20 protein-coding genes and 1 pseudogene are annotated in these 24,813 nt (G+C 51.5%); 14 read left to right on the forward strand and 7 right to left on the reverse strand.

Annotation, left to right across the window (positions count from 1 at the left end):
• The first annotated feature begins 1 nt into the window (after position 1).
• Entirely contained in the window at positions 2 to 886 is an 885-nt protein-coding gene (locus NST99_RS02400; RefSeq protein ID WP_341089504.1) for a UbiA-like polyprenyltransferase, read from the forward strand.
• Between the two features lie 633 nt (positions 887 to 1,519).
• Here the strand turns inward: NST99_RS02400 and NST99_RS02405 are convergent.
• The 4 genes from NST99_RS02405 to NST99_RS02420 all read right to left on the reverse strand — a co-directional run bounded on the left by NST99_RS02405 (position 1,520) and on the right by NST99_RS02420 (position 6,047).
• A complete protein-coding gene (locus NST99_RS02405; protein ID WP_341089505.1) occupies positions 1,520 to 2,500 on the reverse strand; it encodes a polyprenyl synthetase family protein in 981 nt (326 codons plus the stop codon).
• A 17-nt stretch (positions 2,501 to 2,517) separates the two neighbouring features.
• Positions 2,518 to 2,967 (reverse strand): hypothetical protein, encoded by a 450-nt coding sequence (locus tag NST99_RS02410; protein WP_341089506.1) that lies wholly within the window; start codon positions 2,965 to 2,967, stop codon positions 2,518 to 2,520.
• 241 nt (positions 2,968 to 3,208) lie between these two features.
• Positions 3,209 to 5,089, reverse strand: coding sequence for an FAD-dependent oxidoreductase (locus tag NST99_RS02415; RefSeq protein ID WP_038585341.1), 1,881 nt, complete (start codon positions 5,087 to 5,089; stop codon positions 3,209 to 3,211).
• A gap of 49 nt (positions 5,090 to 5,138) precedes the next feature.
• On the reverse strand, positions 5,139 to 6,047 hold the full coding sequence (locus NST99_RS02420) for an FMN-binding protein (RefSeq protein ID WP_341089507.1): 909 nt from the start codon (positions 6,045 to 6,047) through the stop codon (positions 5,139 to 5,141).
• Positions 6,048 to 6,493: 446 nt separating this feature from the next.
• Here NST99_RS02420 and NST99_RS02425 point away from each other — a divergent pair, with 446 nt between their 5' ends.
• The 5 genes from NST99_RS02425 to NST99_RS02445 all read left to right on the forward strand — a co-directional run bounded on the left by NST99_RS02425 (position 6,494) and on the right by NST99_RS02445 (position 10,997).
• Complete coding sequence (locus tag NST99_RS02425; RefSeq protein ID WP_038585347.1) at positions 6,494 to 6,697, forward strand: CsbD family protein; 204 nt, start codon at positions 6,494 to 6,496, stop codon at positions 6,695 to 6,697.
• A gap of 317 nt (positions 6,698 to 7,014) precedes the next feature.
• The gene (locus NST99_RS02430) at positions 7,015 to 8,412 is read left to right on the forward strand and encodes an ATP-binding protein (RefSeq protein WP_341089508.1); all 1,398 of its coding nucleotides are present in this window, start codon (positions 7,015 to 7,017) and stop codon (positions 8,410 to 8,412) included.
• 119 nt (positions 8,413 to 8,531) lie between these two features.
• The gene (locus NST99_RS02435) at positions 8,532 to 9,806 is read left to right on the forward strand and encodes an MFS transporter (RefSeq protein WP_341089509.1); all 1,275 of its coding nucleotides are present in this window, start codon (positions 8,532 to 8,534) and stop codon (positions 9,804 to 9,806) included.
• Positions 9,807 to 9,852: 46 nt separating this feature from the next.
• Complete coding sequence (locus NST99_RS02440) at positions 9,853 to 10,515, forward strand: oxidoreductase (RefSeq protein ID WP_341089511.1); 663 nt, start codon at positions 9,853 to 9,855, stop codon at positions 10,513 to 10,515.
• A gap of 101 nt (positions 10,516 to 10,616) precedes the next feature.
• Positions 10,617 to 10,997 carry a RidA family protein gene (locus NST99_RS02445; RefSeq protein ID WP_341089512.1) on the forward strand — a complete coding sequence of 127 codons (381 nt, stop codon included), beginning with the start codon at positions 10,617 to 10,619 and terminating at the stop codon, positions 10,995 to 10,997.
• Between the two features lie 149 nt (positions 10,998 to 11,146).
• Here the strand turns inward: NST99_RS02445 and NST99_RS02450 are convergent.
• Positions 11,147 to 11,800 (reverse strand): annotated as a pseudogene (locus NST99_RS02450) (TspO/MBR family protein); the annotation flags it as partial.
• Positions 11,801 to 11,980: 180 nt separating this feature from the next.
• On the opposite strand from NST99_RS02450, the gene NST99_RS02455 reads away from it, so the two are divergent.
• From NST99_RS02455 to NST99_RS02470, 4 genes are all read left to right on the forward strand, one after another.
• Positions 11,981 to 14,455, forward strand: a complete 2,475-nt coding sequence (locus NST99_RS02455; RefSeq protein WP_341089513.1) for a glycoside hydrolase family 31 protein — start codon at positions 11,981 to 11,983, stop codon at positions 14,453 to 14,455.
• Between the two features lie 331 nt (positions 14,456 to 14,786).
• Positions 14,787 to 17,873, forward strand: a complete 3,087-nt coding sequence (locus tag NST99_RS02460) for a DEAD/DEAH box helicase (RefSeq protein ID WP_341089514.1) — start codon at positions 14,787 to 14,789, stop codon at positions 17,871 to 17,873.
• A 33-nt stretch (positions 17,874 to 17,906) separates the two neighbouring features.
• Positions 17,907 to 18,689, forward strand: coding sequence for a hypothetical protein (locus NST99_RS02465; RefSeq protein ID WP_341089515.1), 783 nt, complete (start codon positions 17,907 to 17,909; stop codon positions 18,687 to 18,689).
• 120 nt (positions 18,690 to 18,809) lie between these two features.
• Positions 18,810 to 19,931, forward strand: coding sequence for a WD40/YVTN/BNR-like repeat-containing protein (locus NST99_RS02470; protein ID WP_341089516.1), 1,122 nt, complete (start codon positions 18,810 to 18,812; stop codon positions 19,929 to 19,931).
• A 93-nt stretch (positions 19,932 to 20,024) separates the two neighbouring features.
• Here NST99_RS02470 and NST99_RS02475 read toward each other — a convergent pair whose 3' ends face one another.
• Both NST99_RS02475 and NST99_RS02480 read right to left on the reverse strand, forming a co-directional pair.
• Positions 20,025 to 20,729: a GTP pyrophosphokinase gene (locus NST99_RS02475; RefSeq protein ID WP_038598433.1), complete on the reverse strand. Its 705-nt coding sequence runs from the start codon at positions 20,727 to 20,729 to the stop codon at positions 20,025 to 20,027.
• A gap of 292 nt (positions 20,730 to 21,021) precedes the next feature.
• Entirely contained in the window at positions 21,022 to 21,411 is a 390-nt protein-coding gene (locus tag NST99_RS02480) for a hypothetical protein (protein WP_341089518.1), read from the reverse strand.
• A gap of 186 nt (positions 21,412 to 21,597) precedes the next feature.
• Here NST99_RS02480 and NST99_RS02485 point away from each other — a divergent pair, with 186 nt between their 5' ends.
• From NST99_RS02485 to NST99_RS02500, 4 genes are all read left to right on the forward strand, one after another.
• Positions 21,598 to 22,371, forward strand: a complete 774-nt coding sequence (locus NST99_RS02485; RefSeq protein WP_341089519.1) for a zinc ribbon domain-containing protein — start codon at positions 21,598 to 21,600, stop codon at positions 22,369 to 22,371.
• Between the two features lie 35 nt (positions 22,372 to 22,406).
• A complete protein-coding gene (locus tag NST99_RS02490; RefSeq protein ID WP_341089520.1) occupies positions 22,407 to 23,300 on the forward strand; it encodes a TrmB family transcriptional regulator in 894 nt (297 codons plus the stop codon).
• Between the two features lie 63 nt (positions 23,301 to 23,363).
• Positions 23,364 to 23,669 (forward strand): hypothetical protein, encoded by a 306-nt coding sequence (locus tag NST99_RS02495; RefSeq protein ID WP_341089521.1) that lies wholly within the window; start codon positions 23,364 to 23,366, stop codon positions 23,667 to 23,669.
• A gap of 45 nt (positions 23,670 to 23,714) precedes the next feature.
• Entirely contained in the window at positions 23,715 to 24,308 is a 594-nt protein-coding gene (locus tag NST99_RS02500) for a xanthine phosphoribosyltransferase (protein ID WP_038585377.1), read from the forward strand.
• Positions 24,309 to 24,813: the final 505 nt, after the last annotated feature.

Below are 24,813 nucleotides of genomic sequence, written 5' to 3' on the forward strand. Positions count from 1 at the left end.
TATGGTTATATTGAATGCTTTCAAAACCACCGCGCTCAAGCTGAAAATGTTCAGCGAACTGGTTATGTTCTCGCATACGCTCTTTTCGCTGCCGTTTGCGATCATCTCGATGGTATGGGCTGCCGGGGGATGGCCCTCCGGCCATATGATGCTGTGGGGGCTTATTGCGTTAATCGGAGCACGCAACGGCGCGAACGCCTTTAACCGGCTGGTGGACCGCACCTTTGACAAACAGAACCCGCGCACGGCGCACCGCCATCTGCCGCAGCGGCTGCTTGAGGAGAAGGAAGTCATCCTGTTCATTGTCATCAACTATGCTCTGTTTATAGTCGCTGCCGGTATGCTGAACTTGCTTTGTCTGCTGCTGTCGCCAGTGGCTATTGTCCTGATCTCTACTTACTCCTACACGAAACGGTTTACCTTTCTCAGCCATCTGTACCTAGGCTTTGTCATTGCCTCGGCACCGATCGGTGCCTGGTTCGCCGTGACAGGAAATATCGCTTTTACGCCGTTTGTGATTGGTACAGTCGTGATGCTCTGGATTGCCGGCTTTGACATCATTTACGGCACTCAGGATATCGACTTTGACCGGCGGCACGGGTTGTGGTCGATTCCCAGCTTCTTCGGGCTCGAAAATGCACTGCGGATCTCCAAAGGCCTGCATTTCATTATGATCCTGCTGCTGCTGTTCCTCTATCTCTGGCGTGATCTGGGCTGGATGTATCTTGTGGGCATCGGTATTGCCACGCTGCTTCTGATGGCAGAGCATAAGATCATCAAGCCGTCGAACCGGAAGCTGATGAAGGTGGCTTCTTATAATTTGAATCAGGTGATCAGTATGGTGATATTGCTGTGTACGCTGATTGATTATTTTTACGTTAACTAGGTGGTGGGGCGGTTAGGAGCTGCACTACGCGGAATATTTGGACTTCCGATCGCTGTTAACCTCGGATTCCCTGATTGGAACCACTTATCGCGGTAGGAATCCGAGGTTAAAGGCGAACGCTGACGCTTCTCCAGTTCCAAAATTCCGCTCCGTTCCGTCCTAACCTTTCCGGCAGTTAACTTCAAAAAAGACAACATGCCTACCCAGCGGGGGGGGGGGGCAGAAGAGCGCGGAAAGCTTAGGCTGACGCGCTTTTTTTGCGTGGGCAAGAAGGATTCAAAGCAGACAGCTTTCCTTTACTCCTGTTTCGGACTAGGGAGACGCTATTCACCTGATCTTAGCTCATTTCCTTTGCACGCGGACTGGAGAGACCTTATTCCTGCAGAAAGCAGCAAGATGGGCTTCGAAAATGCAAAGTAACTGCACTACGGTCCGATAGAGCGCGGATATTGAGTTAATTCTCGAAATAACTTCGCTGGAGTCCGATAGTTAATCACAGCACCAAGAAGAATAGCATGACAGTTGAATACATACAAAAGAGAGCCCGCTGTGAGGCTCTCTTTTGTATGTGGACATAGTATTTAGGGAATTGGCTTGCTCTATTCAGCATCCATTGGATCTCTAAGCCGGAGTTCAGCGGTCACGTCCCGCAAAATACTGCAGCAGCGTCTCCAGGTCGGCATTAGCCGGATAACCGGAAAGTTGCTGCACTATGGCTGAGGCCTGATCCAGGTAATTCTGGCTGACGTCCTCTGTGCGGGACAAGGCATCGCTGCGGTTGATCAGCTCCAGTACCTCGGCGACTTCCTTCCCGGATGAGCCGGGGCCGATCCTGCGGATGAGAGGGGCCAGCTCCGGGTCCTGCAGTGCAAAGAGGGTGGGCAGGGTTACCTGACCGTTGCGCAGGTCGCTTCCGGCCGGTTTACCAAGCACCTCGGCAGATTGGGTGAAGTCTAAGAGATCATCCTGGATCTGGAACGACATTCCGAGCGCTTCACCGAAGGCATAGAGAAGATTCGCCACTTCTTCAGTGCTTTCAGCGGACAGTGCGCCTACCCTGAGGCAGGTAGCCATCAGCAGCGCTGTTTTATTGCGCGATTTCTCCAGGTACTGCTCAAACGTCAGCTCATAATCGTAGGCATGCTCCATTTGCTGGTATTCACCCAGGCATAATTGAGCGGTGGCTACGGAGGATAGATCATGGACGTAGCGGTTTTTGTCACCTGTGTATTTGCTTAAGAGCTCAATGACGCGGGCGGACATATAGTTTCCGATATGCACAGCGGATAATACACCGGTTTTGGTATGAAGCGCTGCCCCGCCCCGCCGAAGCTCTGCATCGTCAATGATATCATCATGAATTAAAGAGGCCGCGTGAATAAACTCGGCAGCAGCGGATAATTGCAGCGCTCTGCGGCCTGGGAACTTGCGTCCGAACCGGCTGCCCACAATGACCATCAGCGGACGCAGGCGTTTCCCGCCTGAGCCGATCAGCTCAAGAATACTCTGGGCCAGCTGTGACTTTTTGGGCACATCCCGGTCACGGGCTACAAGATTTTCAATTTCGCGGTTAATTTCATTAATGTCTATATTCAAGGCTTCATGCAGCTTCATAGTAAGATTCCCACCTGTCAAATGGCTTTGCTTGTGCGGTTCTGCTGCCTTTGCTCTTGGAGAAGGAATTCTTCAATTCCCGCAGCCGGATTTTGATCCGTGAAGTCTCCATTTGCACGCCGTATCTGCATTTTTTTGATTGAGGGAGCCAAATATGCAACCAGATCCAGCTCGCGGCATTTCACCGCAAACTGAAGGTAGAAGCTGTATAAGTAGTCTCCATCCAAAATGTTGCGGGTCAGGTCGGGATGATGTGGGACACATTCCATATGGCGCCTTGCCGCCATGGTAAGAATCGTGTAAATACCTAGCAAATGGACTTTGCGGTTATATTCCAGATCATGGCGGTCCAGTACCGGGAGCAGCTGCTCACATTCTGCCGGAGAGAGATGCAATTGAATTCCGGCAATCGGTGACATTTCAGTCTGCAATAGCCGGAAGGTATCTTCAATGAGTTGTTTGTTCACCATATTCTCTCCTTCTTGTCGGTTTTGCCGGAAGAAACCATAGCCTTGATTATCCCTACAAAACCATTGTTTAAAACAAAGACAGGCGTTTGCTTGAATCATTGCCTGCTTGCTGGAAATACAAATTAGGACGTGAAAGATACTTTCACCTGTGTAAATAAGGAGAGTAATGTGTCCTAGGGACACATTACTCTTATGAACATCATATTCAACTGCAGCGGTATTTCATTCCTGCCTAACGTCAGTCGGTATACAGATACCATCGCCGGACGAGAGGTATCCTTTTCCACTGTTTTTTGAGCCAAGGAAGAACGTAGTAATCCAGACCGAAGATGCTGCCGGATCCGCCGATTGTGGCGATTGCCGCACCAACATACCAGAGCATTTCCGTCGACGCCATCTTCGTAGACCAGATCATGACGGCCATACCGATGGTAGCGATCGAAGCAATTGCTGTGAACAGACCTACGATAAGCATAATACCAAAGACGATTTCGGCACAAACCATACCGATTTGGAACCATTTAGCCAGGAACGTATAAGTTCCGTCATTGTTGTAGAACATTAGATCCATGAACCAGTTCGTAATATCATATACGAAGCCTGGAACCGGCAAAGCTTCAACCGCTTCTTTGGCTGTCGTAACTGCAGAAGCAGCTGACTGTGCATCTACTGTATCTTTTACAGCATCAACGGCAACGCTGGCCGATGATGCGGCATCTGTAGCGAATGGTGCTGCAGGGATCAAGAAAATCTTATCCGGATCTTCCCATATCTTCTTCATCTTGTCGATACCTTCATACAGCCACATGCCCCCGAGAAGCATGCGGAGCGGAACGAGCCAGAAGTTCGGCGAACGTTTGGAGAAGTGGCCGCCGAGGAAGCTCTTGCGGTTTTCCACATGGAAGAACTCATGCATCATATAAGTCCAGACTTTGTTGAAACCAACAACCTGGGACAGGTAGAACATATTGATAAAGTGTTTGGAGAGCATAGCCATAAAGCCGGTAAGCATAAACAGCTTGCCTGGGAGGCCGACGTTGGCCACACCGTAGCGGCTGCCTATGGAAACCATTGTACCGTGGAAACCTGGTTTGTAAGCTTTCTTGGCAGTTCCTTTGATGTCGGCGGTAATGTTGCCGGCAATGACTGGAGCTGCTTGTTCGGCGTTCTCAACCATTTGTGGTACAGGACGTGTTTCGCCTTCAGGGATGAAGAAGATGTTATCCCCTACAACGTATACGTTCTTGTGGTCTACACTTTCAAGGTTTTCATTCGTTACAATCCGCTTGCGTCCTTGTTGCTGAACTTCAAGGTTGCCAACGATTTCCGAGCCTTCAACACCGGCTGTCCAGACGATGGTCTGTGCATCCACGATGTTTTTCTCACCGAGAGCTACACTGCCTTTGCCTACCTCGGTGATCTTGGCGCCTGTAACGATTTCTACATTCATCTTGCGAAGGCGGGCTTCTGCTTTCTGGATCAGCTTATCCGGCAGGATAGGCAGGATCTTAGGAGCCATATCGGCTACAATCAGCCGCACTTCAGATGGGTCGATGTAGAACTCTTTGCACAATTCTTCGCGTTGTTCGGCCATTTCCCCAACCAGCTCGACACCCGTAAAGCCGGCGCCGATAATAACGAAGGTCAGCATGGAACGGCGTACAGCCGCATTTTTTTCTTGAGCCGCTTTGGTATACATGTCGCGGATTTGACGTTTGAGCGCAACCGCGTCGTCATAGGACCAGAAGGAGAAGGTATTCTCTTCAGCTCCCGGTATCCCGAAGAAAGTAGGTTTGCTGCCTGTGCCGATTACCAGGTAATCATAAGCATAGGTAGCTTTGTCGGATTTAAGCTTCTTGTTCTTGAAATCAATGTTGCTGATCTCATCAAGAACTACATCTACTTTAAGACCTGCAAAGATTTTCTTCAGATCAATCTTAATTGAATCCTCGGGCGCGCGGTTCGCTGAAACCTCATGCAGCTCAGTCAATAGAGTGTGATAGGGATTCCGGTCGATCAGTTTAATTTCTACATCTTTGTCGTTCTTAAATTTCTTTGCCAGTTTCTTAGCCGTGAGTACGCCGCCGTAGCCGCCGCCCAAAATGACTATTTTCTTCAAGAGAAACTCACCTCATTCGTCTGATTAGCTGCAAGAGGAGTGCGAATTATTATTTCGCGCCTTCGAGTGCTTTTTCTGCCAGTGTAAAGTATTCGCCTACGTGGATAGATACGCCGGAAATGGCATCTGTTTTACCTTCGGCATCCAAAGTAGGAGCAGCACCTTTGTTTTCAAGGAAATACTTTTCAGCCAATGCGATTTCTTCATGCCATTCAGCAGAAGCACCGCCGGCTTTCATGCCGTATTTGCCGTCTACAGAGAATTGTTTCTTATCGTCGCCAGCAGCATTCAAACCGCTGAATTTAACAGCAACAACATTTCCGTTTGCAACAGTCAGGTCAACTGTGGATTTCCAGCCGGATTCTTTATCCATTTCGCCTTCTGCATGATATCCGCCATCTTTGTAAGCACCAGCTTCGGCAGGACCGGCAGCAAGTGCAGCTTGAGCAGCAGCGACAAAGTCATTTACATGTACGGATACACCGGAGATTGCATCTGTATGTCCTTCAGCATCAACAGTGATTGCTGCAGGATCTTGTTTTTCGATCAGGTAAGCTTCGGCTTTAACTGCTTGCTCATGCCATTCGGATTGAGCGCCGCCCTTTTCAACCAAACCATATTTACCATCTTCAGAAACTTTTTTCTTCAGATCGCCTGCATTTTTAACGTTAAAAGCATTCCAATCCGCTTTGGTGATTTTTCCGCCTTCTACAGTCAACAGGGCGTAAGTTTGCCAGCCGGTTTCTGCATCAGCTTCAATAGTTCCGAAGTAAGTACCGTCCTTGTATTTTCCAGTCTCTGTTCCAGCAGTGTTGCTGCCGGAGTTGGTAGCTGGTGCAGTAGATTCTACAGGAGCATTAGTTGGTGCAGCGTTGTTAGCATCATTGTTGTTGCCACAACCTGCGAGCAGAGTACCGAGTACAAGAGCGCTCGACAAGATTACAGAAGCTTTTTTCATTTGATATGACCTCCAAAAATAGTTTAAAATATATATATTAAAATGTAAAACATTTTAATAGTCGTTGGAAGTGACAAAAATCACTTTATAAATGACATATGTCACGTGTACCCAAGGCTTTAGACCCTAATTGTAGCATTACCTTGACATATATCGGTCAGCATTATAAAAAAATTTAGACATCTTGTTTCTACTTCGATGGCATTTTAGCACAAGGGAAGGGAAAATCATGTGAAAATAATCACTTAATGAACAAAAAATTAATTTACATCTGGATTATATCAATTTTAATAATATATTGATACCTATTTTAAAAGACTATTATGTGACAAAATACGACTTCATTCCGCAGACTGTCCAGATTCATATCCGGGGAGCACGGTTAAGTATTTACTAGACATGAGCTTCTAAATGATACCTAAATAAGGCTAAGGAGATGACATGTAATGGATAACAATGTGGTTAAAGGAAAATGGCTGCAGCTTAAAGGTGAAGCCAAAAAGCAATGGGGCAAGCTTACTGACGATGATCTTGACGTAATTGACGGAGAGAAGGATAAATTGGTCGGTAAATTGCAGGAACGTTACGGACATACCAAGGATGCCGCAGAGGCGGAATATAACAGCTGGGAGAAGTCGTTCCGCAGCTAGCAGACAATCAGGCCTCATGAAAGGGTAGTCCATATTCATGAAGAGGCGGTGTCTTATGGACAAATCCGGATGCAGAGATGTGGACACAAGCCCGAATATGACCTGGAAGAGCCTACTATAGAGCTGGAAGACAGGAGCGCAAATCGCATTTGATTTGCGCTCCTGTTCATTTGCGGTCTTCTTTAATTGTAAGAAACTAGCTTGTGCGCACTGTCCGGATATACAGTAATAGAGCTGTAGTTTCATGAATTCAATCCACCACTGTGATAGTATAGATAAGATGTTTGCTATTACGTAAATGATGTAGGAGTGAAGCCATGGAGTATTTGAAAATATTTTTTATGAACACAGCCCTTCTCATAACATTGGCTTATCTGGCGAATTTAATATATAAACACACAATTACATATGCTCCGGAACGGGTTAAAAAGGTTAGTTGGGTGCTGCTGGCTATCTTTGCCGGCTGGATCAGTTCCTTCTTCGGGTACAGACTGGAAGAGCACGTTATCTTTGATTTGCGTTTTGTGCCGCTCATTATTTCTACTCTGGCTTACCCGCATCCCTTCATCCTTATTATTATTGGTGTAGGAACCGGGCTCACGAGGTTAACCTTCGGCATTAATGAAGCAGCAGTGGTAGGAGTGCTGAATTTATCTATCCTGGGTTTCGTCTGCGCGGGCCTGGGCTTCTGGATACGGCGTACCACTACTTCCATGATGAACAAAGGGTTAGTCACTATTATCGTAGTTAACCTAATGAACGTAATCAATATCACCATTTTTGGAGTTATACCTGCCCGGGAATACATAACGGATATCATGCCGGTTACGTTGCCCGCCGGGCTGGGTCTAAGCATACTTTTCGCGCTAATTATCCGTGACTTCCAATTAGAGCTGATGCGTAACGGACAGGTTGTCAGAGCGAATGAGCTGCTCTCTGCCCAGACGGAGGAGCTGCATAAGAATAAGATCGTATTGGAGAAGAGAGCTGAGCAGCTGATGATGGCCTCCCAGTACAAGTCTGAGTTTCTGGCTAATATGTCGCATGAGCTTAGAACACCGCTGAACAGTATCATTAATCTTTCGCAATTAATAGAAGAAAATGAGGCATCGCTGACTCCGGAGGAAATGGCCGAATATGCCGGGATCATTCACCGTTCGGGGGAGGATTTGCTGACGCTGATCAATGATATTCTGGACATGTCGAAGGTAGAGGCAGGCAAGCTTGATATTCTTAAGGAAGATTTGAATGTCAGTGAAATTCCTGAACTGCTGGCTATGCAGTTTAGTGTATCAGCCAGACAAAAGGGGCTGGAGTTCAATATCGCACTGCATGATGACGTGCCTCTGGTCATTCATTCAGACCCCCAGCGGGTGCAGCAGATTCTCCGTAACCTGCTCTCCAATGCCATTAAGTTCACAGTGTCAGGGCATGTCTCCTTAAACATCCGTACACTGGAGCGTAAGGAGGGGGCGCTCGAACGGCGCTGGATTGTTTTTGATGTGGAAGACAGCGGCATCGGAATAGCCGCAGAGAAGCATGATATCATCTTCGAAGCCTTTCAGCAGGCGGATCAGACCATTGGACGGAAGTATGGCGGAACAGGGCTGGGACTGTCCATCAGCAATGATCTGGCCAGGCTGCTTGGCGGATTCATCACTTTACAGAGCCAGGAGGATAAGGGTAGTCAATTCTCCCTTTATTTGCCCTTGTAAGGCTCAGCGCTGCGGTGGATTTCTGCTCCAATTTAATTTGTGATTTTGGTGTATTGACAGGACGATGATGCGGAGTAGAATGAAGCAAACGCCGCATCTAAGGAGTGTTAATACCCCCCATGAACATCATGAGAAACAGGCTGCCCGGTATTCGCCCAAAGCGTATCCGCAAAGCCTCGGTACAACGCAAGAATCTGCAGATTGCTACATTCGAGGGGATACCGTCTACTATCTTCCAGGTGCTGCTGCAAGGTCAGTTTCTGACCGGCTTTCTATTATATTTAGGAGCCACTTCCAGCCAGATTGGTTTTGTGCTGGCGCTTACTACCCTGGTCAATGTTGCACAAATCGGTGTAGCCTTTCTGATTCAGAAGCTGCCAAGCCGCAAGTGGGCTATGGTAACTTTTATCGGCTTGCACAGACTGCTGTGGGGTTCAACGGGACTTGTACCGTTCATATTTCCTAAAGAGCATTGGGTTATTGCATTTATAGTGTTATATACAATCGCTTTCATTGCTAACACGGCGGGTGGTGTGCTGTGGAGCTCAGTCATCAGCGATCTCGTCCCTGCCCGTGTGAGAGGCCGGTATTTTGGCATCCGCAACACCTTCCTGAACGCTTTGGGGAGCCTTGTGATGTATGGCGGCGGGATTGTTCTTGACCGGTATCCCGGCGGGCATGGCTTCCTTATTTTATATATCGTGGTATGGATATTCTCTATTTCGAACATCATCGTGTTCTTCTTCTATCCGGATGTGCCTTTTGAGAAATCAGAGGAGAAGGACTTTCTGCCGATGTTCAGGAAACCGCTACATGATACGCTGTTTATGAAATCAACCTTATTTCTTTCCGCCTGGCTGCTGCTGCAGAACCTTACGGTTCCGCTTTATTCCTATGTGATGCTGCAGCTTCTCCATATCAATTATGAGACCTTGTCGCTGCTCAATGTGTCGCAGACCCTCTTTATGATGGCCAGCTTTTACGTGTGGGGCAATTTGAATGCAAAATACAGCAATAAGCGCCTGCTGCTCTGGACGCTGCCGATTATCGCGGCATCCTCGCTGCTGTGGGGAATGCTCTCCGTTCTCCCGATGCTGCCGGTTCTGTTTGCGGCCCATATCGTATTCGGCATGGGGGTAGGCGGCTTCAACCAGCTGGCCTTTAACTTCATTATCGGGGATACGCCGAAAAAGGAACGGCCAATGTATATGGCAATGTATGCGGCGCTTACAGGTCTGGCTGCTTTTTTCGGGCCGTTGATCGGGGGCAGAATTTACGAATGGATCGCACAGTGGCCCCGCTGGACGCAGGTCTATGGCATGCAGCTCGTTGTCGGGGTGCTGATGATCGCCCTGGCGCTGCTGCTGGGACGCCGTATTCTCAGAGATGAATAGACTTATCATATATACATTTGCAGTGCTAGAGCAAAGGAGGGATTACGTGACTAGAATAGCCGTAGTGCTGGGAGCGACCGGTTTGGTAGGCAAGGCAGTTACCGAGGAACTGCTAACCGGGGATTGGGATGAGGTCCGGGTGCTGGTCCGCCGTCCGCTAGAGCTGCAGCATCCCAAGCTGAAGCAAACCAGTATTGACTGGGAAAAGCTTGGGCAATATAAGGAACAATTCAGCGGAGCCTATGCTGTCTTCTGCTGCCTGGGCACCACGATTAAAAAAGCAGGCTCACAGGAGCAATTTGAACGTGTGGATTTGCAGTATCCGCTTGCGGCCGCTGCACTTGCCAAAGAATGCGGTGTGAGGCAGTTTCTGGCGGTTTCCTCCATGGGGGCCAGCGCCAAATCCCGCAATTTCTACAGCCGTACCAAGGGCCGGACGGAAGAGGGGTTAATCGTCGCCGGGTTTCATGGCCTGCACCTGTTCAGGCCCTCGCTGCTGCTGGGAGAACGTCAGGAATTCAGGCTGGGAGAACGTGCTGCTGCCGTGCTGATGAAGGCACTTGATTTTGCGATGGTCGGCAAAGCAGCGAAGTACCGGGCTATCCCCGGTGCCAAAGTGGCGAAAGCAATGGTGAATATTGCACTTGCCAACACAGGCGGCGTACATGTTTATCCCAATGATGTGATACATGTTATTGGTCGCCGCTAGAAGGGAAGTTTGCATTAAACAGAGTGCAGCACGTACAATGGGACATAAATTCATATGTACATCATGACATTAATGTCGTGTACCCACAGGAGGAGCGTATCATGAGTAAAAAACAGGTTGCTACAACCAAAGCCCCAGGAGCCATCGGGCCATATAGTCAGGCGATTGTAGCCGGAAACTGGGTATATACTTCAGGACAGCTGGGTCTGAATCCGGAAACAGGAGAACTTGCGGAAAGTGTACAGGAGCAGGCACGCCAGTCGCTAAGCAACGTTCAGGCCATTCTGGAAGAGGCCGGCGCAACGCTGGATCATGTCGTGAAGACGACCGTGTATCTCAAGGATATGAATGACTTTGCAGCTGTGAATGAAGTGTACAGCAGTTTCTTTACAGAACCTTATCCTGCCCGCAGTGCGGTTGAAGTTGCCCGACTGCCGAAGGATGGTCTTGTGGAGATTGAAGCGGTAGCGCGCAAGAAATAATGGGCCTTATAGTTGTTAATTACGATAGCTAACTGAACGAAATCAAATGAATTTAACAACCCGTTGCCGGTACGAGCAGGCAACGGGTTTTTTTTTGACCAGTGAATGGGCTGTAAACAGTCTGTTGTTGAAACTCCGGGAACCACACGTCAATATCTGCTCCGGCGGCGCGAAGTAAACATCAGCCAAATGCTGTAGAGCATCAGGAGTCCTGCCGCCGCTGAAGCGGTCACGAATACATTTCCGGTGTCTCTGTGCTCAAGGGCAATCGCGATAAACGCCCAGACGAAGACCGGTGGATAAATGCTGTCCCGGTGAGGGAAACTGACCATTACAGCAAGCAGTACGCCTACGCAGAGCATGATAACTGCCCAGGCGGGAGCACTGAGTCCGAATCCGTCCCAGTTGTTCTTCTCCAGCACGACACTGACATTTACAATTGTGGCAACCGAGATCCAGCCGAGATAAATACTGAAGGGCAGCTTGATCAGCCATTTTTCCCCTGCAGCCGGATCGGTGACGCTGCGGGTTTTACGATAGATGACGATTAGTGTAATCAGCATGAGCACCATGACAACCAGCGACAGCTCGATGTAAAGATAATGCCAGAGGAACAGCCAGCCCATATTAAAGACGCAGCTCAGCACAAACCAAATGCCCAAAGAGTTAACCGAATCCCGTGACCCGGTGCTCCCGCGGAATTGATATACGATAAAACCGGCAAGCAGGAGATAGATCAGCGACCAGATGGAAAAAGCATAACCGGCCGGTGTGAAATAGGTAGGATACTTAAGTAAATTGTATAACGGTGAAGTCTGAGTCTACATAGAATATACCCGCTTTATCAGCGGTTAAGACTATATTACCCAAAAAAATGACCTGCAGGTCATAAAGCTGCGGATAGCCGTCCGCACAAGCGGGGTAATAGAAGTAGAATAGGAAATTCTAACAAGGCGGCAACAGCCGGAGGGGGATAAGAGGCGATGGAGAGCAGCGAAGCAATACGTCCCGAAAAAATGGGTCCACTTGTTATGAAGGAAACCTGGAATACCCCTGGGAGCATTGAATCCTGGGAACGTTCAGAGAATATTTATATCGTCCGCGGGGAGCGCGGCGGGATTGTATTTGTCTTTTTGAATGATGAAATGTTCCGGATGAAGGTGTTTCGCAGCAGCGTTCCGGATCTGACAACATCTGCGGCAGTGCTGGCGGAGAGCTGTGTGCCGCATTTGTTCCCGGTGGAGGAGACAGAGGATGCACTGATCTTCACTACCAGCGCGATTCGGCTGATCCTTGAGAAAACCTCTTTTCTTCTCCGTGTGGAAAATATTGAGGGCAAGGTCATCATGCAGCAGAACCTGACAAGCTGGAATCCGCGCGGGGCCAGTCATGCCGAGTATGATATGCAGCCGGATTCGCATTTTTACGGGCTGGGGGAGAAATCCAGCTTTCTAGACAAACGCGGGGAGCGTTATACGAACTGGAACACCGATGTATTTGCGCCACATTTGCCGGAGATAGAAGCCCTGTATGAGTCCATTCCACTGATTATTCATATGCATGGCGACCTCTCCTACGGATTATTTCTCGACAATACGGGCCGGAGCGATTTTGATATGCGGTCCCATGGGGTTGCTTTTACGATCGGCTGCTCCACTGGAGCTTATGATATCTACTTTATCAATGGTCCCGAAATGAAGGATGTTGTAACAAGATACACTTCGCTGACCGGACGGATTGCGCTTCCGCCTAAATGGGCGATCGGCTATCACCAGTCGCGTTATAGCTATATGAACCAGCAGGAGGTGCTGCAGCTCGCCCGGACCTTCCGTGAGAAGAAGATTCCCTGCGACGTCATTTATCTGGATATTCATTATATGGATGAATACCGTGTCTTCACCTTTGATCCTGTTAACTTTCCCGAGCCGGAAAAGATGATATCGGAGCTGAAGGAGCTCGGTGTGCGGATCGTACCGATTGTTGATCCCGGCGTCAAGAAAGACCCCAATTACGAGGTGTACAAGCAGGGGGTTCTCGAAAAGCATTTCTGCCGCAGGCTGGAAGGCGATATATTCTTCGGCGAGGTGTGGCCGGGCATCAGTGCCTTCCCTGATTTCAGCGACAGCCGGACGGCTGAATGGTGGGGCGATCTGCATAAATACTATACCGACCTCGGCATTGACGGAATCTGGAATGATATGAACGAGCCGGCGGTGTTTAATGAGAGCAAAACGATGGATCTGGATGTGATGCATTTCAACAACGGGCATCCGATCACACATGAGGAATACCATAACCTGTATGGGATGATGATGTCCAAGGCAACCTATGAAGGCTTGGCGGAGCATATGGGGGGAGAGCGCCCCTTTGTGCTGACCCGGGCCGGTTATGCCGGGATACAGCGTTACGCCGCGGTATGGACGGGGGATAACCGCAGCTTCTGGGAGCATATGGCGATGGCGATACCTATGGTGCTCAATATGGGACTCTCGGGGCTGGCCTTCTCCGGGCCGGATATCGGCGGCTTCGCCCACCATACCTCCGCACAGCTTCTGGTGCGCTGGACACAGATGGGTGTTTTCTTCCCCTATTGCCGCAACCATTCCTCCATCGGTACCCTGCGCCAGGAGCCATGGTCGTTCGGTGAGGAGGTCGAAGGGATTCTCCGCGAATTCATCGGCCTGCGCTACCGCTGGATGCCTCATATCTACAACCTTTTTCATGAGGCGGAAACCTGTGGGCTTCCTGTGATCCGGCCGCTGATTCTGGAGTATCCGCGCGACCCCTATGTGACCAACCTGTGCGATCAATTTTTGCTCGGGGAAAATGTGCTGATCGCCCCTGTCTACCGCCCGGATACGGAGCATCGCTCGGTGTATCTGCCTGAAGGGTGCTGGCTGGATTATTGGGATGGTGAAGTTCATGAGGGCGGACGCCATATCCTCGCCGATGCACCGCTAAACATTATGCCGATGTATGTGAAGGCCGGAAGTTTTGTCGCCGAAGGTCCGCTCAAACAATACGCACTCGAAGAAACAGAGGAAACGGTAGTGTTTCACCTGTACGGTGCGGAAGCCAAGGAAGGATTCTCGGCTGCCTTTACCCTGTATGAAGATGACGGGCACAGCTTCGGGTACAGAGGAGGGCAATATTCGCAAATCAACGTGCAGGCCGCCGGAGGAGCAGGGATATTGCGGATAGGCTGGTCTTATGAAGTCCGTGAATTTATGCCCCGCAGGGAGATGCTGCGCTTCGCGCTCTGTTATCCGTTTTTCTTCACCCGATCGGTGGAAGGACTCTCCGAAATCAGTCTGGAGCAGCTTAAGGAAGGACGGCGGGGCTGGGCACGCAATGGCAAGAGCGGTGCGGTAATTATTCAAGTGGACGATGACCCGGAAGGCGGGGAGCTGCGGATGGAGGTAGCGGAGCAGAAAACGGAACACTTTAGAACCCTTTGATACGACTTGAACCCGCCTGCTGGCGGGTTTTTTTCAATTACGGACGGTGCCGGAATATAAAATCTGCAGAAAATATACAGAAACGTTTTTAAATCAGGACTTTTTCGTATAAGATGAAGGGATGAAGAAAAAAACTTCTGGAATAATGGGGATTATGTTTCTCGTTAGGGTTCACATCTGTTGATTCAGCTTAAAAATATATTTCTCGCGGAGAAGGATTCAGCCTTCTGCAAGGTTAGAAACGGATTCCGTCCTTTAGGGCGGCGAAGCCGTTTCTTCTGGCGGAACCGGCTGACGCTTTCTGTTTGCATAAAAAGACAGGAGATCACCAATGATTAAGCATCTGTATGCAATATGGTTAGGGGACGTATTATTCTGCTTCTCTGGCGAAACTTCAGAGCCGAAAGTTGACGCATGGACACGTGTGGTCAAACGGCTGGAGCTTCGGGGAGGAGGACGTCCTTTTGCGGGTGCTGCGCTGCGGCTGGCGGAAGTGAAGTATCCGGCTGCTGCCTCTGCGGAAGGGAGGACATCGCGGCGATTGCCTGGACGCACGCTGGAAGGGCTTGCCCTGGCCCCGAAGGACGCCTTTGAGCTGCTGCTGGCCTGGGACGAGGAAATGTGCCGTGCACAGGGAGTGGAGCCTGGCGGAGAACTGCGCTATTGGGCGGCTGCGGCCCGTTTTGCCCTTGAACTGATGGGCACAGGCGGGATTGTGCCCGGTGCAATGCCGCCAAGGCCTATAGGCTCGCGCCGCCGCGGGGGAGAACAAGCCGCTGCGGCCTGCTGGTCTCCGGCCTTTCGGCAGGAGTCAGACAAGGATTTCTTTCTGCAGATGGCAGCTTCCATGCCGGTGCTGGCACTGGGAACCCATGTTGCGGAGGAGGGGGACTTGTCGTCGCGTGAAGAAGCGGGAGCTTATGTGCTGTATTCTTTTCTGCAGGCTGTAATGACCGCCGAGATCAAAAAGGTTATTGCGGGAATGGAAAGCGAGCTGGGGCCATTCAAAGCGAATTATCGCCGTGGTTATTCACCGCTGACCGAGCTGTGGTGGAACAGCCTGCTCACCGGCAGCCGTGATATCCCGGTGCAGGGGACTCCGGCCGAGGTGGCGGACCTCCTTGCTGCTGTAAACGGTACGGCTGAGAATGAGATTCCGAACTCCGGGGCGGAGGAGGTCCACAGCGGCCAGCTTAGTCTGGGTCTGCGCCTGGAGCCGCCTGCGAACGAAGGCGATGCCTGGAATTTAACCTTCTGGGCGGAGAACCGGGAGGAAGGAGAATTCTGGATTCCTGCGGCGGCGATCTGGAGCAGCAGGGAACGGGAGTTCACTTTATGGGGCAAGCGCTACCGCAATATTCAGCAGCAGCTGCTGGCTGCACTCGGCCGGGCCGCGAAAATATCACCAGATATTGAGCGTGCGCTAGCCGGACCGGCTCCGGATGGAGTTCAACTGGAGCCGGACCGCGTCTATTTCTTTCTGAAGGAGAGCGTGCAGCAGCTGCGGGAGCGGGGAATTACGGTGCAGATGCCATCCCGCTGGAGCCGTGAAGGCCGGCGGCGGATCGGAATGAAGATGAAGATGCAGCCGCCCGGCGGCAGCATAGATGGTTCAACCCAGCCTTCCCTTGGCATGGAAGAGCTGATTTCCTTCCGCATTGAGGCCTCGCTGGGCGATAATACGATCAGCGAGGAAGAGCTGAATGCGCTGGTGGAGGCCGGAGTGCCTTTTGTACGCTTCCGGGGAGAATGGATTGAAGTCGATCCGAAGGAGATCCGTCAGGTTCTGAGATATATGAAGCGCAACGAAAGCGGAGAAATGTCGGCGGCGGACTGGATGCGTCTGGAGGCCGAGGATGGTGACGAGCGGCTCTGGAAGGGAATGTCGGTGACCGGCATGGAAACCTCCGGCATGCTCGCTTCGCTCATGCATGGCGATGTTCTGCGGGGCCTTCCGCTGCGTTCTGTGCCACAGGGTCTTCATGGAACGCTTAGACCTTATCAGGAGCGCGGCTTTCAATGGCTGGCTGCGCTTAGCGGTCTCGGCTTTGGTGTGTGCCTTGCCGATGACATGGGCCTCGGGAAGACGGTGCAGGTCATCACCTGTCTGCTAGACCGTGCCCTGACTGCTCCGCCGGAGGAGAAGCGTGAGCCGGTGCTGATTCTCTGCCCGACCTCGCTGCTTGGCAACTGGCAGCGGGAGCTGCAGCGTTTCGCACCATCTCTGAGTGTGCATATTCACCACGGGGGAAGACGGGTTCGCGGGGAAGGCTTCATCGACTTGGCCACCAGCCATGAAATCGTGCTGACCACTTATCATCTCGCAGGCCGGGACAGCGAGGATCTCGCTGGAGTCCGTTGGTCGACCGTTGTGCTGGATGAAGCGCAGTATATCAAGAATCACCGCACCAAGCAGGCACAGAGTGTGATGAAGCTGTCAGCACCGCATCGAATTGCGATGACAGGCACACCAGTAGAGAACCGGCTTGGCGAGCTGTGGTCCATTTTTCACTTTTTGAATCCGGGGTATCTGGGGACTTATCATTCGTTCCGCCAGCGGTATGTATCCGGTGAAGGCGGAGAGCGGCTGCGGGAGCTGCACCGCCTCGTCTCGCCTTTCCTGCTGCGGCGGCTCAAGAGTGATCCGGACATTTCCAAGGATCTGCCGGAGAAGCTGGAGCTGAAGTCTTATTGTCCGCTTACAGAAACGCAGGCGGCGCTGTATCAGGGTGTAGTGGATGAAATGCTCGGTGTCATCGGGGAACGCTCCGGCATGGCCCGCCGGGGGCTGGTATTGTCTTCATTGACCAAGCTGAAGCAAATATGCGACCATCCACAGCTGTACCGCAAGGAGGAGGGCCGGACCCAACGCAGTGAGCATTCCGGCAAAATGGATGTGATGTTCGAGGTGCTGGACAGCATTGCCGAACTTGGGGAATCCGCACTTATTTTCACCCAATATGTGGCGATGGGCGAGCTGCTGGTCAGCAGGCTGGCGAAACGTTACGGCTCGCCGCCGCTGTTCCTGCATGGCGGCATCCCCAAACGGGAACGCGATGAGATGGTGCATGCCTTTCAGGAGGGGGAAGGGCCGGCGTTTTTCGTACTATCACTCAAAGCCGGCGGTGTGGGTCTGAACCTCACACGGGCCAACCATGTCATACATTATGACCGCTGGTGGAATCCGGCGGTGGAGAATCAGGCGACCGACCGGGCGTTCCGGATCGGCCAGCATAAGAATGTGCAGGTTCATAAGCTGATCTGCCAGGGAACACTGGAAGAACGGATTGATGAACTGATCGAGCGTAAAAAAAGCCTGTCGGAGCAGGTTGTCGGTTCCGGAGAAAACTGGTTGACAGAGATGTCCAATCATGAGCTCAAGGAGCTTATCGAGCTTCAGGGGCAGGACTGGATGTAGTGGAATAAGCTTGGCATAAAGGAGGAATGGGCAATGAGTGAACTGCTGGAACTGCGGCTGGAAATTGAGCCCGGGGTGGTTAAGGCGACGGGAACACAGCTCTCGGCCAAAGCGCCGGGGGTGAAAACCAAGCGAAACGCCGCTGCTGCTGTTGCCCAAGGGCAAGCGCCAACGACGGTTCTCTCTTTGGAAATTCCGCGCTGGTCTGATGAAGTGAAACAGGAAGTGCTGGTCCGGCTCGCGGAGCACCCGGGTGAGCTGTATAACCTGCTGCAAGGCAACCTGAGTGGAGGCCTGGCGGCGATGAAGCTTCTGCCCGGCGATGAAGAACTGGCGTTGGCCGGACAGAAGCTTTCAGGGCCGGAACAGATGGCCCTGCTGGGATTGGTCAAAAAGCAGCTGGAAGAGGAACCGCTGCTGGCGTTTGAACTGCGCGGTTTGGACAAAGAGACGCTGCTGGCCGGAGTTTTTGCCCTTTGGGCGGAAGAGGAAGCGGAGGACAGCGAGGATGCCGGCCCGTCCCCGTCCGGCCTGCTTGCAGCCGAACTGGCCCGGCTGGAGCGGAAAGGGCCGGCTGTCCCGACGGGAGAATGGCTGGCCGAAGCGGCTGCTGAAGGCTCGCTCCACCAGCCGGGTCCCATGTTTCATGAAATCGCAGCCCGGCCGTTTCCGGCTTCACCGGTGGTTGCGAAGCCGACCGAAAACTGGGGTGCCCTGCTCGACAAGACACCCCGTGCCGGTGAGGGGCTTGTGCTCATCATGCAGCGCGTTGCAGAAGCCGCAGCCCGCAGGGCGGCAGGGCTGGGTAAGCTGTAAGGCTGCTCTAGTTGCTCTTAATTAACAATATTTTCACTGCGGAATGAACTGATCGTAACCTAATGTTCCTGCTGGGGTCTTATGATAACAGGACAAACAGGAAATGAGGGAGAGCTTAACTTGAGAGTTTATAAAATTCTGGCTTCTCTGTTCATAGCAGGTACGCTTCTAATTTCTGCCTCAACCATCGGGGCGACACCGGCGCAAAGCTCCAGCATCACCTTGAAGGGATATCCGGACAATTTCCAAATGACAGGCGTGAAAGAGGGCTGGGGAATCACGCTGGGCGGAGTGTGGCATACAGCGGACGGTGCGTTAAGCTGGAAGCATCCGCTCAGCAATACGGTGCCCATGCCCGGTAATGATGTCCAGCTTGGCAAACTGGCGCATTACTTTACGGGTGACAATGAGGCGTGGATTCTAAGCGCCTATGGCCCGCACAAGCCTACAGCCCTTTTTCATACGCTAGACAAGGGAAAGTCCTGGAAGACTATTCGCCTTCCGGTGAAGAAAAGCTGGGAGCAAGGATACGCCAGCGGGTTTATGCATTTTCCCGATAAGCAGGGCGGGTATATTCTGCTATGTTCCGAACCGGCACTTGGCATGATGGAGAAGTCGTTATACCGCACGGTGGATGGAGGGACAAGCTGGAGCAGAGTGGGCGATCTTACCGCAAGCATTGCTGCCTATCCAACGGGCATAACCTTCCGGGACAGCGATAACGGCTGGATAACCTCCAGTAATCACGGACAGAAGTCCATTCTTACCTTTAGAACTGCTGATGGGGGCAAGAGCTGGAAGCCGGAGAAACTCATCTCCCCGTCAGCGCTTTCGGGGTATGCGTATAGCAACAGCTACCCTCCTGTCTTTTCCGGCAAGGATAAGAAGGATGGGGTGCTGCCGCTGGAAATTGTCCTGAACGGTGTTAAAAGCATGGTCTTTTACACCAGCAATAATGGCGGAGAGACTTGGAAGCATGGCCCCGGCATTCAAGGGGTTGAAGCGTCAAGGACAGCTTGGCTGAATGCCCGTTCTGGCTGGGCGCTGCAGGCAGGCGGCAGGCTGCTTGCTACAGGCGATGGCGGAGGTAGCTGGAAACAGGCTGCCAAAGGTTCAGCGTTCGATAAGGCAACGGAGATACAGTTCTCTACATCTCGAACCGGCTGGATTTCCGGGCCGGAAATCCTTTGGAGCACGGCAGACGGGGGCCACACTTGGAGAAACCTGCTGATTCCTTCTTGAGAATAATAGAAAGGCAGTGCCGCAACAGCTCAGCTGTAGGGCACTGCCTTCTTTTATTACCTTTTCAGCCACGTTCCATAAACAGAAATGGCATTACTCCCCGGACGGGGGTTCACCCGCACTGCTTCCCTCGGACAACTCAAGAATCTCCCGGCGCAGGCGGAGCATTTTTTGATCCAGCTCATCGGCGGCACGTGCCGCTTCTTTCAGTTCCTCGGCGACATGCGACGGAAGCTGTTTATCGAATTTGTAGTAGAGGATATGCTCCATACTGGCCCAGAAATCCATGGCAAGTGTACGCAGCTGGATTTCCGCTTTTACCCAGTGGGTTCCTTCCAGCAGCACAAGCGGTATCGACACAATCAGATGCAGACTTTGATAGCCGTTAGGTTTGGGATGTGCAATATAGTCTTTGATCTCCAGCACACGGATGTCCTCCCGCGCACATAGATGATCGACCAGACGATAGATATCCTTCACAAAAGCACAGACAATCCGCATGCCTGCAATATCATGAATGTGCTGCTCCATATTTTCCAGGGTAAACTCATGCCCTTTGCGTTCCATCTTTTGCAGAATGCTCTTCGGCTCTTTGATCCGCGACTTGACATGCTCAATCGGACTGAAGCCGTCGCGCACCTGCCATTCCGTTTTGATCACATCAATTTTATTCTCAAGCTCATTCAGGGCATGGCGGTACAGCGCCGGCAAAGCTTTGAAATCCTCGATTTGTTTGGCGAAATCCCCATTAACCTGCCACTTCTTCAGATCCTTGACATGCACCTGCAGCTGATTCAGTGTAACCTGTGTACTATCATATTCTTCCACTGAGACTCTCCCAAGTTTAGTTATTTGTGACTGGATAAAATGAACCCATGAGTAAAGATATGTTATATATTCCGGGACCAGTCTATATTCCTATTTTAACCGATGTACTGCCCCAGAAGCAAAAAAAACCAGACCTCCCTGTAGTGCTGAAGAGTCCAGGCGGTTTGCAACTATAATCCGGCCAACCCAAAATAGCGCAACATTCTTCCCGCAGCAGCGTATTAGCACACATAAGGGATAGAAAGTACGGCGCTTACGTTGATTATTTGTTCGTAGGTGAGCCTCCGTCATAACCTTTATCGTGATACCCGGTATTTTCCAGTTTGGGGAGTATACCCAGCTGCTTAATGGTCTGCTGCGTCTCTATGCTGCCAAAACGGTGCAGGGTCTGGTACAGTCTGACGGTCTCATCGTCAAATTGCCGGGCAGCTTCATCGTGATCGGCAGACTTATAAGGCACAAAGGCGCGCCGGAAGGCGTAATCATCCCCGCGTTCGAGTTCGTTCAGGAGATCCTGGAGAAGGGTAAGCTCTTCAGCGTTAAGCAGCACTTCAAATTCATTGGAGTCATTGCGCACGTCCTGAATAAGGCTGTGGTTTACGGATACGAAATAGCGTTTTTTCTCTTCGTCCGGCAAGATTAATCCCTCCATTGTCGGTAAGCTTGTCCATGGTTATTTTTTACTATTATACACAGAACGACAAATAATGAATCTAATCGAGACATTTGGTATGATAGAAGCACGTTACCGCTATTGAACGGAGCGTTAAGGGTTTATTTGGAATAATATTTGGCTGCAAATCGGCCCTGTTCTCACTCTGGAGAAGGAGGAACTACAATGAATTTTCTGCAACGCATTAAAGACGGTGCCAGCCGGGTGAGTGAAAAAGCGCAAAGCTCGGTGGAGATCGGCAAGCTTAACGGGCATATTTCCGATATCGAACATGAGATGGAAATTGAATTTATGAAAATGGGAAAGCTGTTCTACGACGGATATCGTTCGAAGGATTTGTCCCTGGCCGAAGGCAAGATGGTGGAGCATTCCCGGGCCTGCCTGAAGCTTCAGGAACAGATTGAGGAGCTGCGCTTCCGGATTGCCGAGCTGAAGAATGAAAAGCTCTGCACCTGCGGGAATGTTGTAGCTCTGGACGCCAATTTCTGTCCGAAATGCGGACGTAAGCTGGAGGAACCGGCTTCAAGAAAAGAAGCGGTGCCCGTCACAGTGCACAGCATTCATGAGGATGAAGAGGAAGATCAATATTATGGCGAGGAGGAGCTGACGGAAGCGGAGAAAGAGCTGGCGATGAGATCGGAGCAGCGTACGGTGTATACCGAAGTGCTTCCGGTAGACCATGAACTGCCGCAGGAGGAATATGGCGGAGCGGTGCAGGATACCGAACGCAGCCGCCGTGAAGCCGATGAGCTCGAACGGGAGCGGGAAAGACAGCTTGAGCTTGACCGGCGTATCCGTGACTGGAAAGCCGGTGAGCCTGCGGAAGAAGCTGCATCCAGTGAAGGCGGCGTGCGGGATATCGTCAAATGTCAGATCTGCAGGGCGGATTTACCCAAGGGTTCCATGTGGTGCCCGCGTTGCGGATCAGAACAAATCTAGTCAGCATTTACAGTCAGCTTAGGGGGACAACATAGATGGAACAGTTGCTGCTGCATCTGCGAAATTTGGGTTTCACAGAGATGGAATCCAAAATTATGGTCGAGCTGGCCAGCAAAGGCCAGGCTTCGGGTTATGAAGTGGCAAAGCAGCTCGGAGTATCAAGATCCAACGTATATGCGGCGCTTCAGCGTCTGACTCAGCAAGGTTATGTAAGATGCGGTGAAGGGGAACCGGCGCGTTACAGTGTGCTGGACCCGGAAGAGCTCGCGACCATGATCTCCGGACGGGTATCGGCTTCACTGGCTTATATGGAAAGTGAAATGCCGCGCGGCGGCCCGGTCAATCCCTCTTTCTACAATGTGGAGGGTGACCGGAATGTGATGGAGGAACTGATCCGCCAATTGAATCTTGCTGAGCAGGAAATCGTAGTAGATGTATGGCGTGAGGAGGCTTCGCTGCTGCGCAATGAGCTGGAGCAGGCAGAGCTGCGGGGAGTGAAGCTGTTGTGGGCCTTTGACGGCGGCAACGAGGTTCCCGCACCTTATCCGGTATGGCCGCCGCTGGGCGGCAAGCCGCGCCGGAGCGGCGGGCGGAAGTTTTCCTTTGTGATCGACAGGAACTGGTGCATGCTCGGCATGCGGTATGAGGACGGAACGGCACAGGCGGTCGTAACCGAACATCAGGTGCTGGTGGAACTGCTGCTGAACCACTTTACGCAGGAGATGGTGCTCTTCGAGCTGGAAGAGGATATGGGCCCCGAGCTAACAAAAAGGTACGGGGAACGCTACAGCCACATTTACGGTAAATATGTACTGCATGACCAGGAGTATGAACAACTGGGCGAACAGGAGCAACCGGACGAACAAGAGGAACATGAAGAATTGGAAGACTCGGGAGAGCAGCAAGAACAGCAAGAGCCAGGACATTAGGAAACGTGTTTGGGTAAGGGTCAAGCTGCTCGCAAGCCGAAATTAAGCTGGGGAGGTGAAAGCGTGGAGTGTATTATTCATTTTGATGTGCAGCATCCGGAAGGGATCAAGTCACTCAGAGGTCTCTTGTTTCTGGAAGCCGGTAAAGTCCCCGGAGAAAATGAACTGATTGGCATGTTCAAGGACATGAAGTTCAATGTTCGGCTGGAAGACCGTGAGAAGCTGGTTTTTAAACCTGTGAATCCGGGAGAGAAGTACTCGGAAATCCGCATCACGAGCTTTGACAGCGGCAAGGCGAATAGCAAAGAGGACAACGAACTGAAGTCGATTGTCGGCAATTTGCTGCCGCAGAAGCCGTCTGGCCTGTAAAAACTAAGACAGGGTCCATTTGAGATGGAGAGGAAGGAGCACAGAATGGAGTTATTGAGACAGAAGGTTATCAATGAAGGTATTGTTCTCGGTCAAGGTGTGCTCAAGGTCGATTCTTTTCTGAATCACCAGATGGACCCGTTTCTGATGCGTGAGGTCGGCCGCGAGTTTACCCGCCGTTTTGCCGGAGAAAAGGTGACGAAGGTGCTGACCATCGAATCCTCGGGGATCGCTCCCGGCATTATGACGGCGCTGGAGCTTGAGGTTCCGCTCATTTTTGCACGCAAGCAGAAATCGTTGACCCTGACCGAAGATATTTATGTGGAGAAGGTCTACTCTTTTACGAAAAAAGAAAGCAATGATATCACAGTTTCCAAAAAGTTCATTGCTCCCGGTGAACGCGTGCTGATCGTCGATGATTTCCTTGCCAACGGTGAAGCGGCCTTCGGGCTGGCCCGGATCGTGGAACAGGCGGGAGGCAGCGTAGCCGGAATCGGAATCGTGATCGAAAAAGCCTTCCAGCCCGGCAACAAGCTGCTGAAGGAAGCCGGCTACCGTGTGGAATCGCTGGTACGGATTGCTTCGCTTGACGATGGCTTGATCTCCTTCGTGGAGGAAGCCGGCGGCCTGCCGGGCTGACCCCGCAGTATTATAGCTCATGAAGACCCCATGCTCCAGCTTTGCGGAGTATGGGGTCTTTATGCTGTGGCTATAGGGAGTACTGCGCAGTAATTGTAATTTGTACAACTAAATGTTCCTTATTTGCCCGGCGTACCGTTTTAGTTGTATTTTGTACAGTAGATATCCGTCTTAATGCCGAAAATGGACCGGAAACCAGAATTTAGATGTACAGAGTGCAGTTAAGTGCTGAACGGAAGCGGAACCAGCCCGTTTAGTTGTACAAACTGCAATTATCCCCTTCAAACTCAAAGGGCAGCAGCATACCCCGCAACTGGAAGGCTAAGTAAAAGCAGAGTAGAGCTGCGCTTGCGGGCTGGCCGCCGGCCGCCAAAGCGTGGCCACCGCAGGCCATTCATTCGCAAGCGCGATGGAACTCGCGCTGCGGGTACCTCAGCCGCCGCGTCCTACATGACGCTGACTGTGTGCGGGCCAGCCGCCGGCCGCCGAAGCGTGGCCACCGCAG

The organism is Paenibacillus sp. FSL L8-0470, from assembly GCF_038008625.1.
Lineage (GTDB): Bacteria > Bacillota > Bacilli > Paenibacillales > Paenibacillaceae > Paenibacillus_AQ.

What these genes read in the sequence shown, in the direction of transcription:
- NST99_RS02460 (WP_341089514.1), top strand. Translation starts at nt 14,787, where the DNA reads ATGATTAAGCATCTGTATGCAATATGGTTAGGGGACGTATTATTCTGC.
- NST99_RS02405 (WP_341089505.1), bottom strand. Translation starts at nt 2,500, where the DNA reads ATGAAGCTGCATGAAGCCTTGAATATAGACATTAATGAAATTAACCGC.
- NST99_RS02490 (WP_341089520.1), top strand. Translation starts at nt 22,407, where the DNA reads ATGGAACAGTTGCTGCTGCATCTGCGAAATTTGGGTTTCACAGAGATG.
- NST99_RS02500 (WP_038585377.1), top strand. Translation starts at nt 23,715, where the DNA reads ATGGAGTTATTGAGACAGAAGGTTATCAATGAAGGTATTGTTCTCGGT.
- NST99_RS02465 (WP_341089515.1), top strand. Translation starts at nt 17,907, where the DNA reads ATGAGTGAACTGCTGGAACTGCGGCTGGAAATTGAGCCCGGGGTGGTT.
- NST99_RS02400 (WP_341089504.1), top strand. Translation starts at nt 2, where the DNA reads ATGGTTATATTGAATGCTTTCAAAACCACCGCGCTCAAGCTGAAAATG.
- NST99_RS02485 (WP_341089519.1), top strand. Translation starts at nt 21,598, where the DNA reads ATGAATTTTCTGCAACGCATTAAAGACGGTGCCAGCCGGGTGAGTGAA.
- NST99_RS02445 (WP_341089512.1), top strand. Translation starts at nt 10,617, where the DNA reads ATGAGTAAAAAACAGGTTGCTACAACCAAAGCCCCAGGAGCCATCGGG.
- NST99_RS02455 (WP_341089513.1), top strand. Translation starts at nt 11,981, where the DNA reads ATGGAGAGCAGCGAAGCAATACGTCCCGAAAAAATGGGTCCACTTGTT.
- NST99_RS02480 (WP_341089518.1), bottom strand. Translation starts at nt 21,411, where the DNA reads ATGGAGGGATTAATCTTGCCGGACGAAGAGAAAAAACGCTATTTCGTA.
- NST99_RS02430 (WP_341089508.1), top strand. Translation starts at nt 7,015, where the DNA reads ATGGAGTATTTGAAAATATTTTTTATGAACACAGCCCTTCTCATAACA.
- NST99_RS02425 (WP_038585347.1), top strand. Translation starts at nt 6,494, where the DNA reads ATGGATAACAATGTGGTTAAAGGAAAATGGCTGCAGCTTAAAGGTGAA.
- NST99_RS02420 (WP_341089507.1), bottom strand. Translation starts at nt 6,047, where the DNA reads ATGAAAAAAGCTTCTGTAATCTTGTCGAGCGCTCTTGTACTCGGTACT.
- NST99_RS02435 (WP_341089509.1), top strand. Translation starts at nt 8,532, where the DNA reads ATGAACATCATGAGAAACAGGCTGCCCGGTATTCGCCCAAAGCGTATC.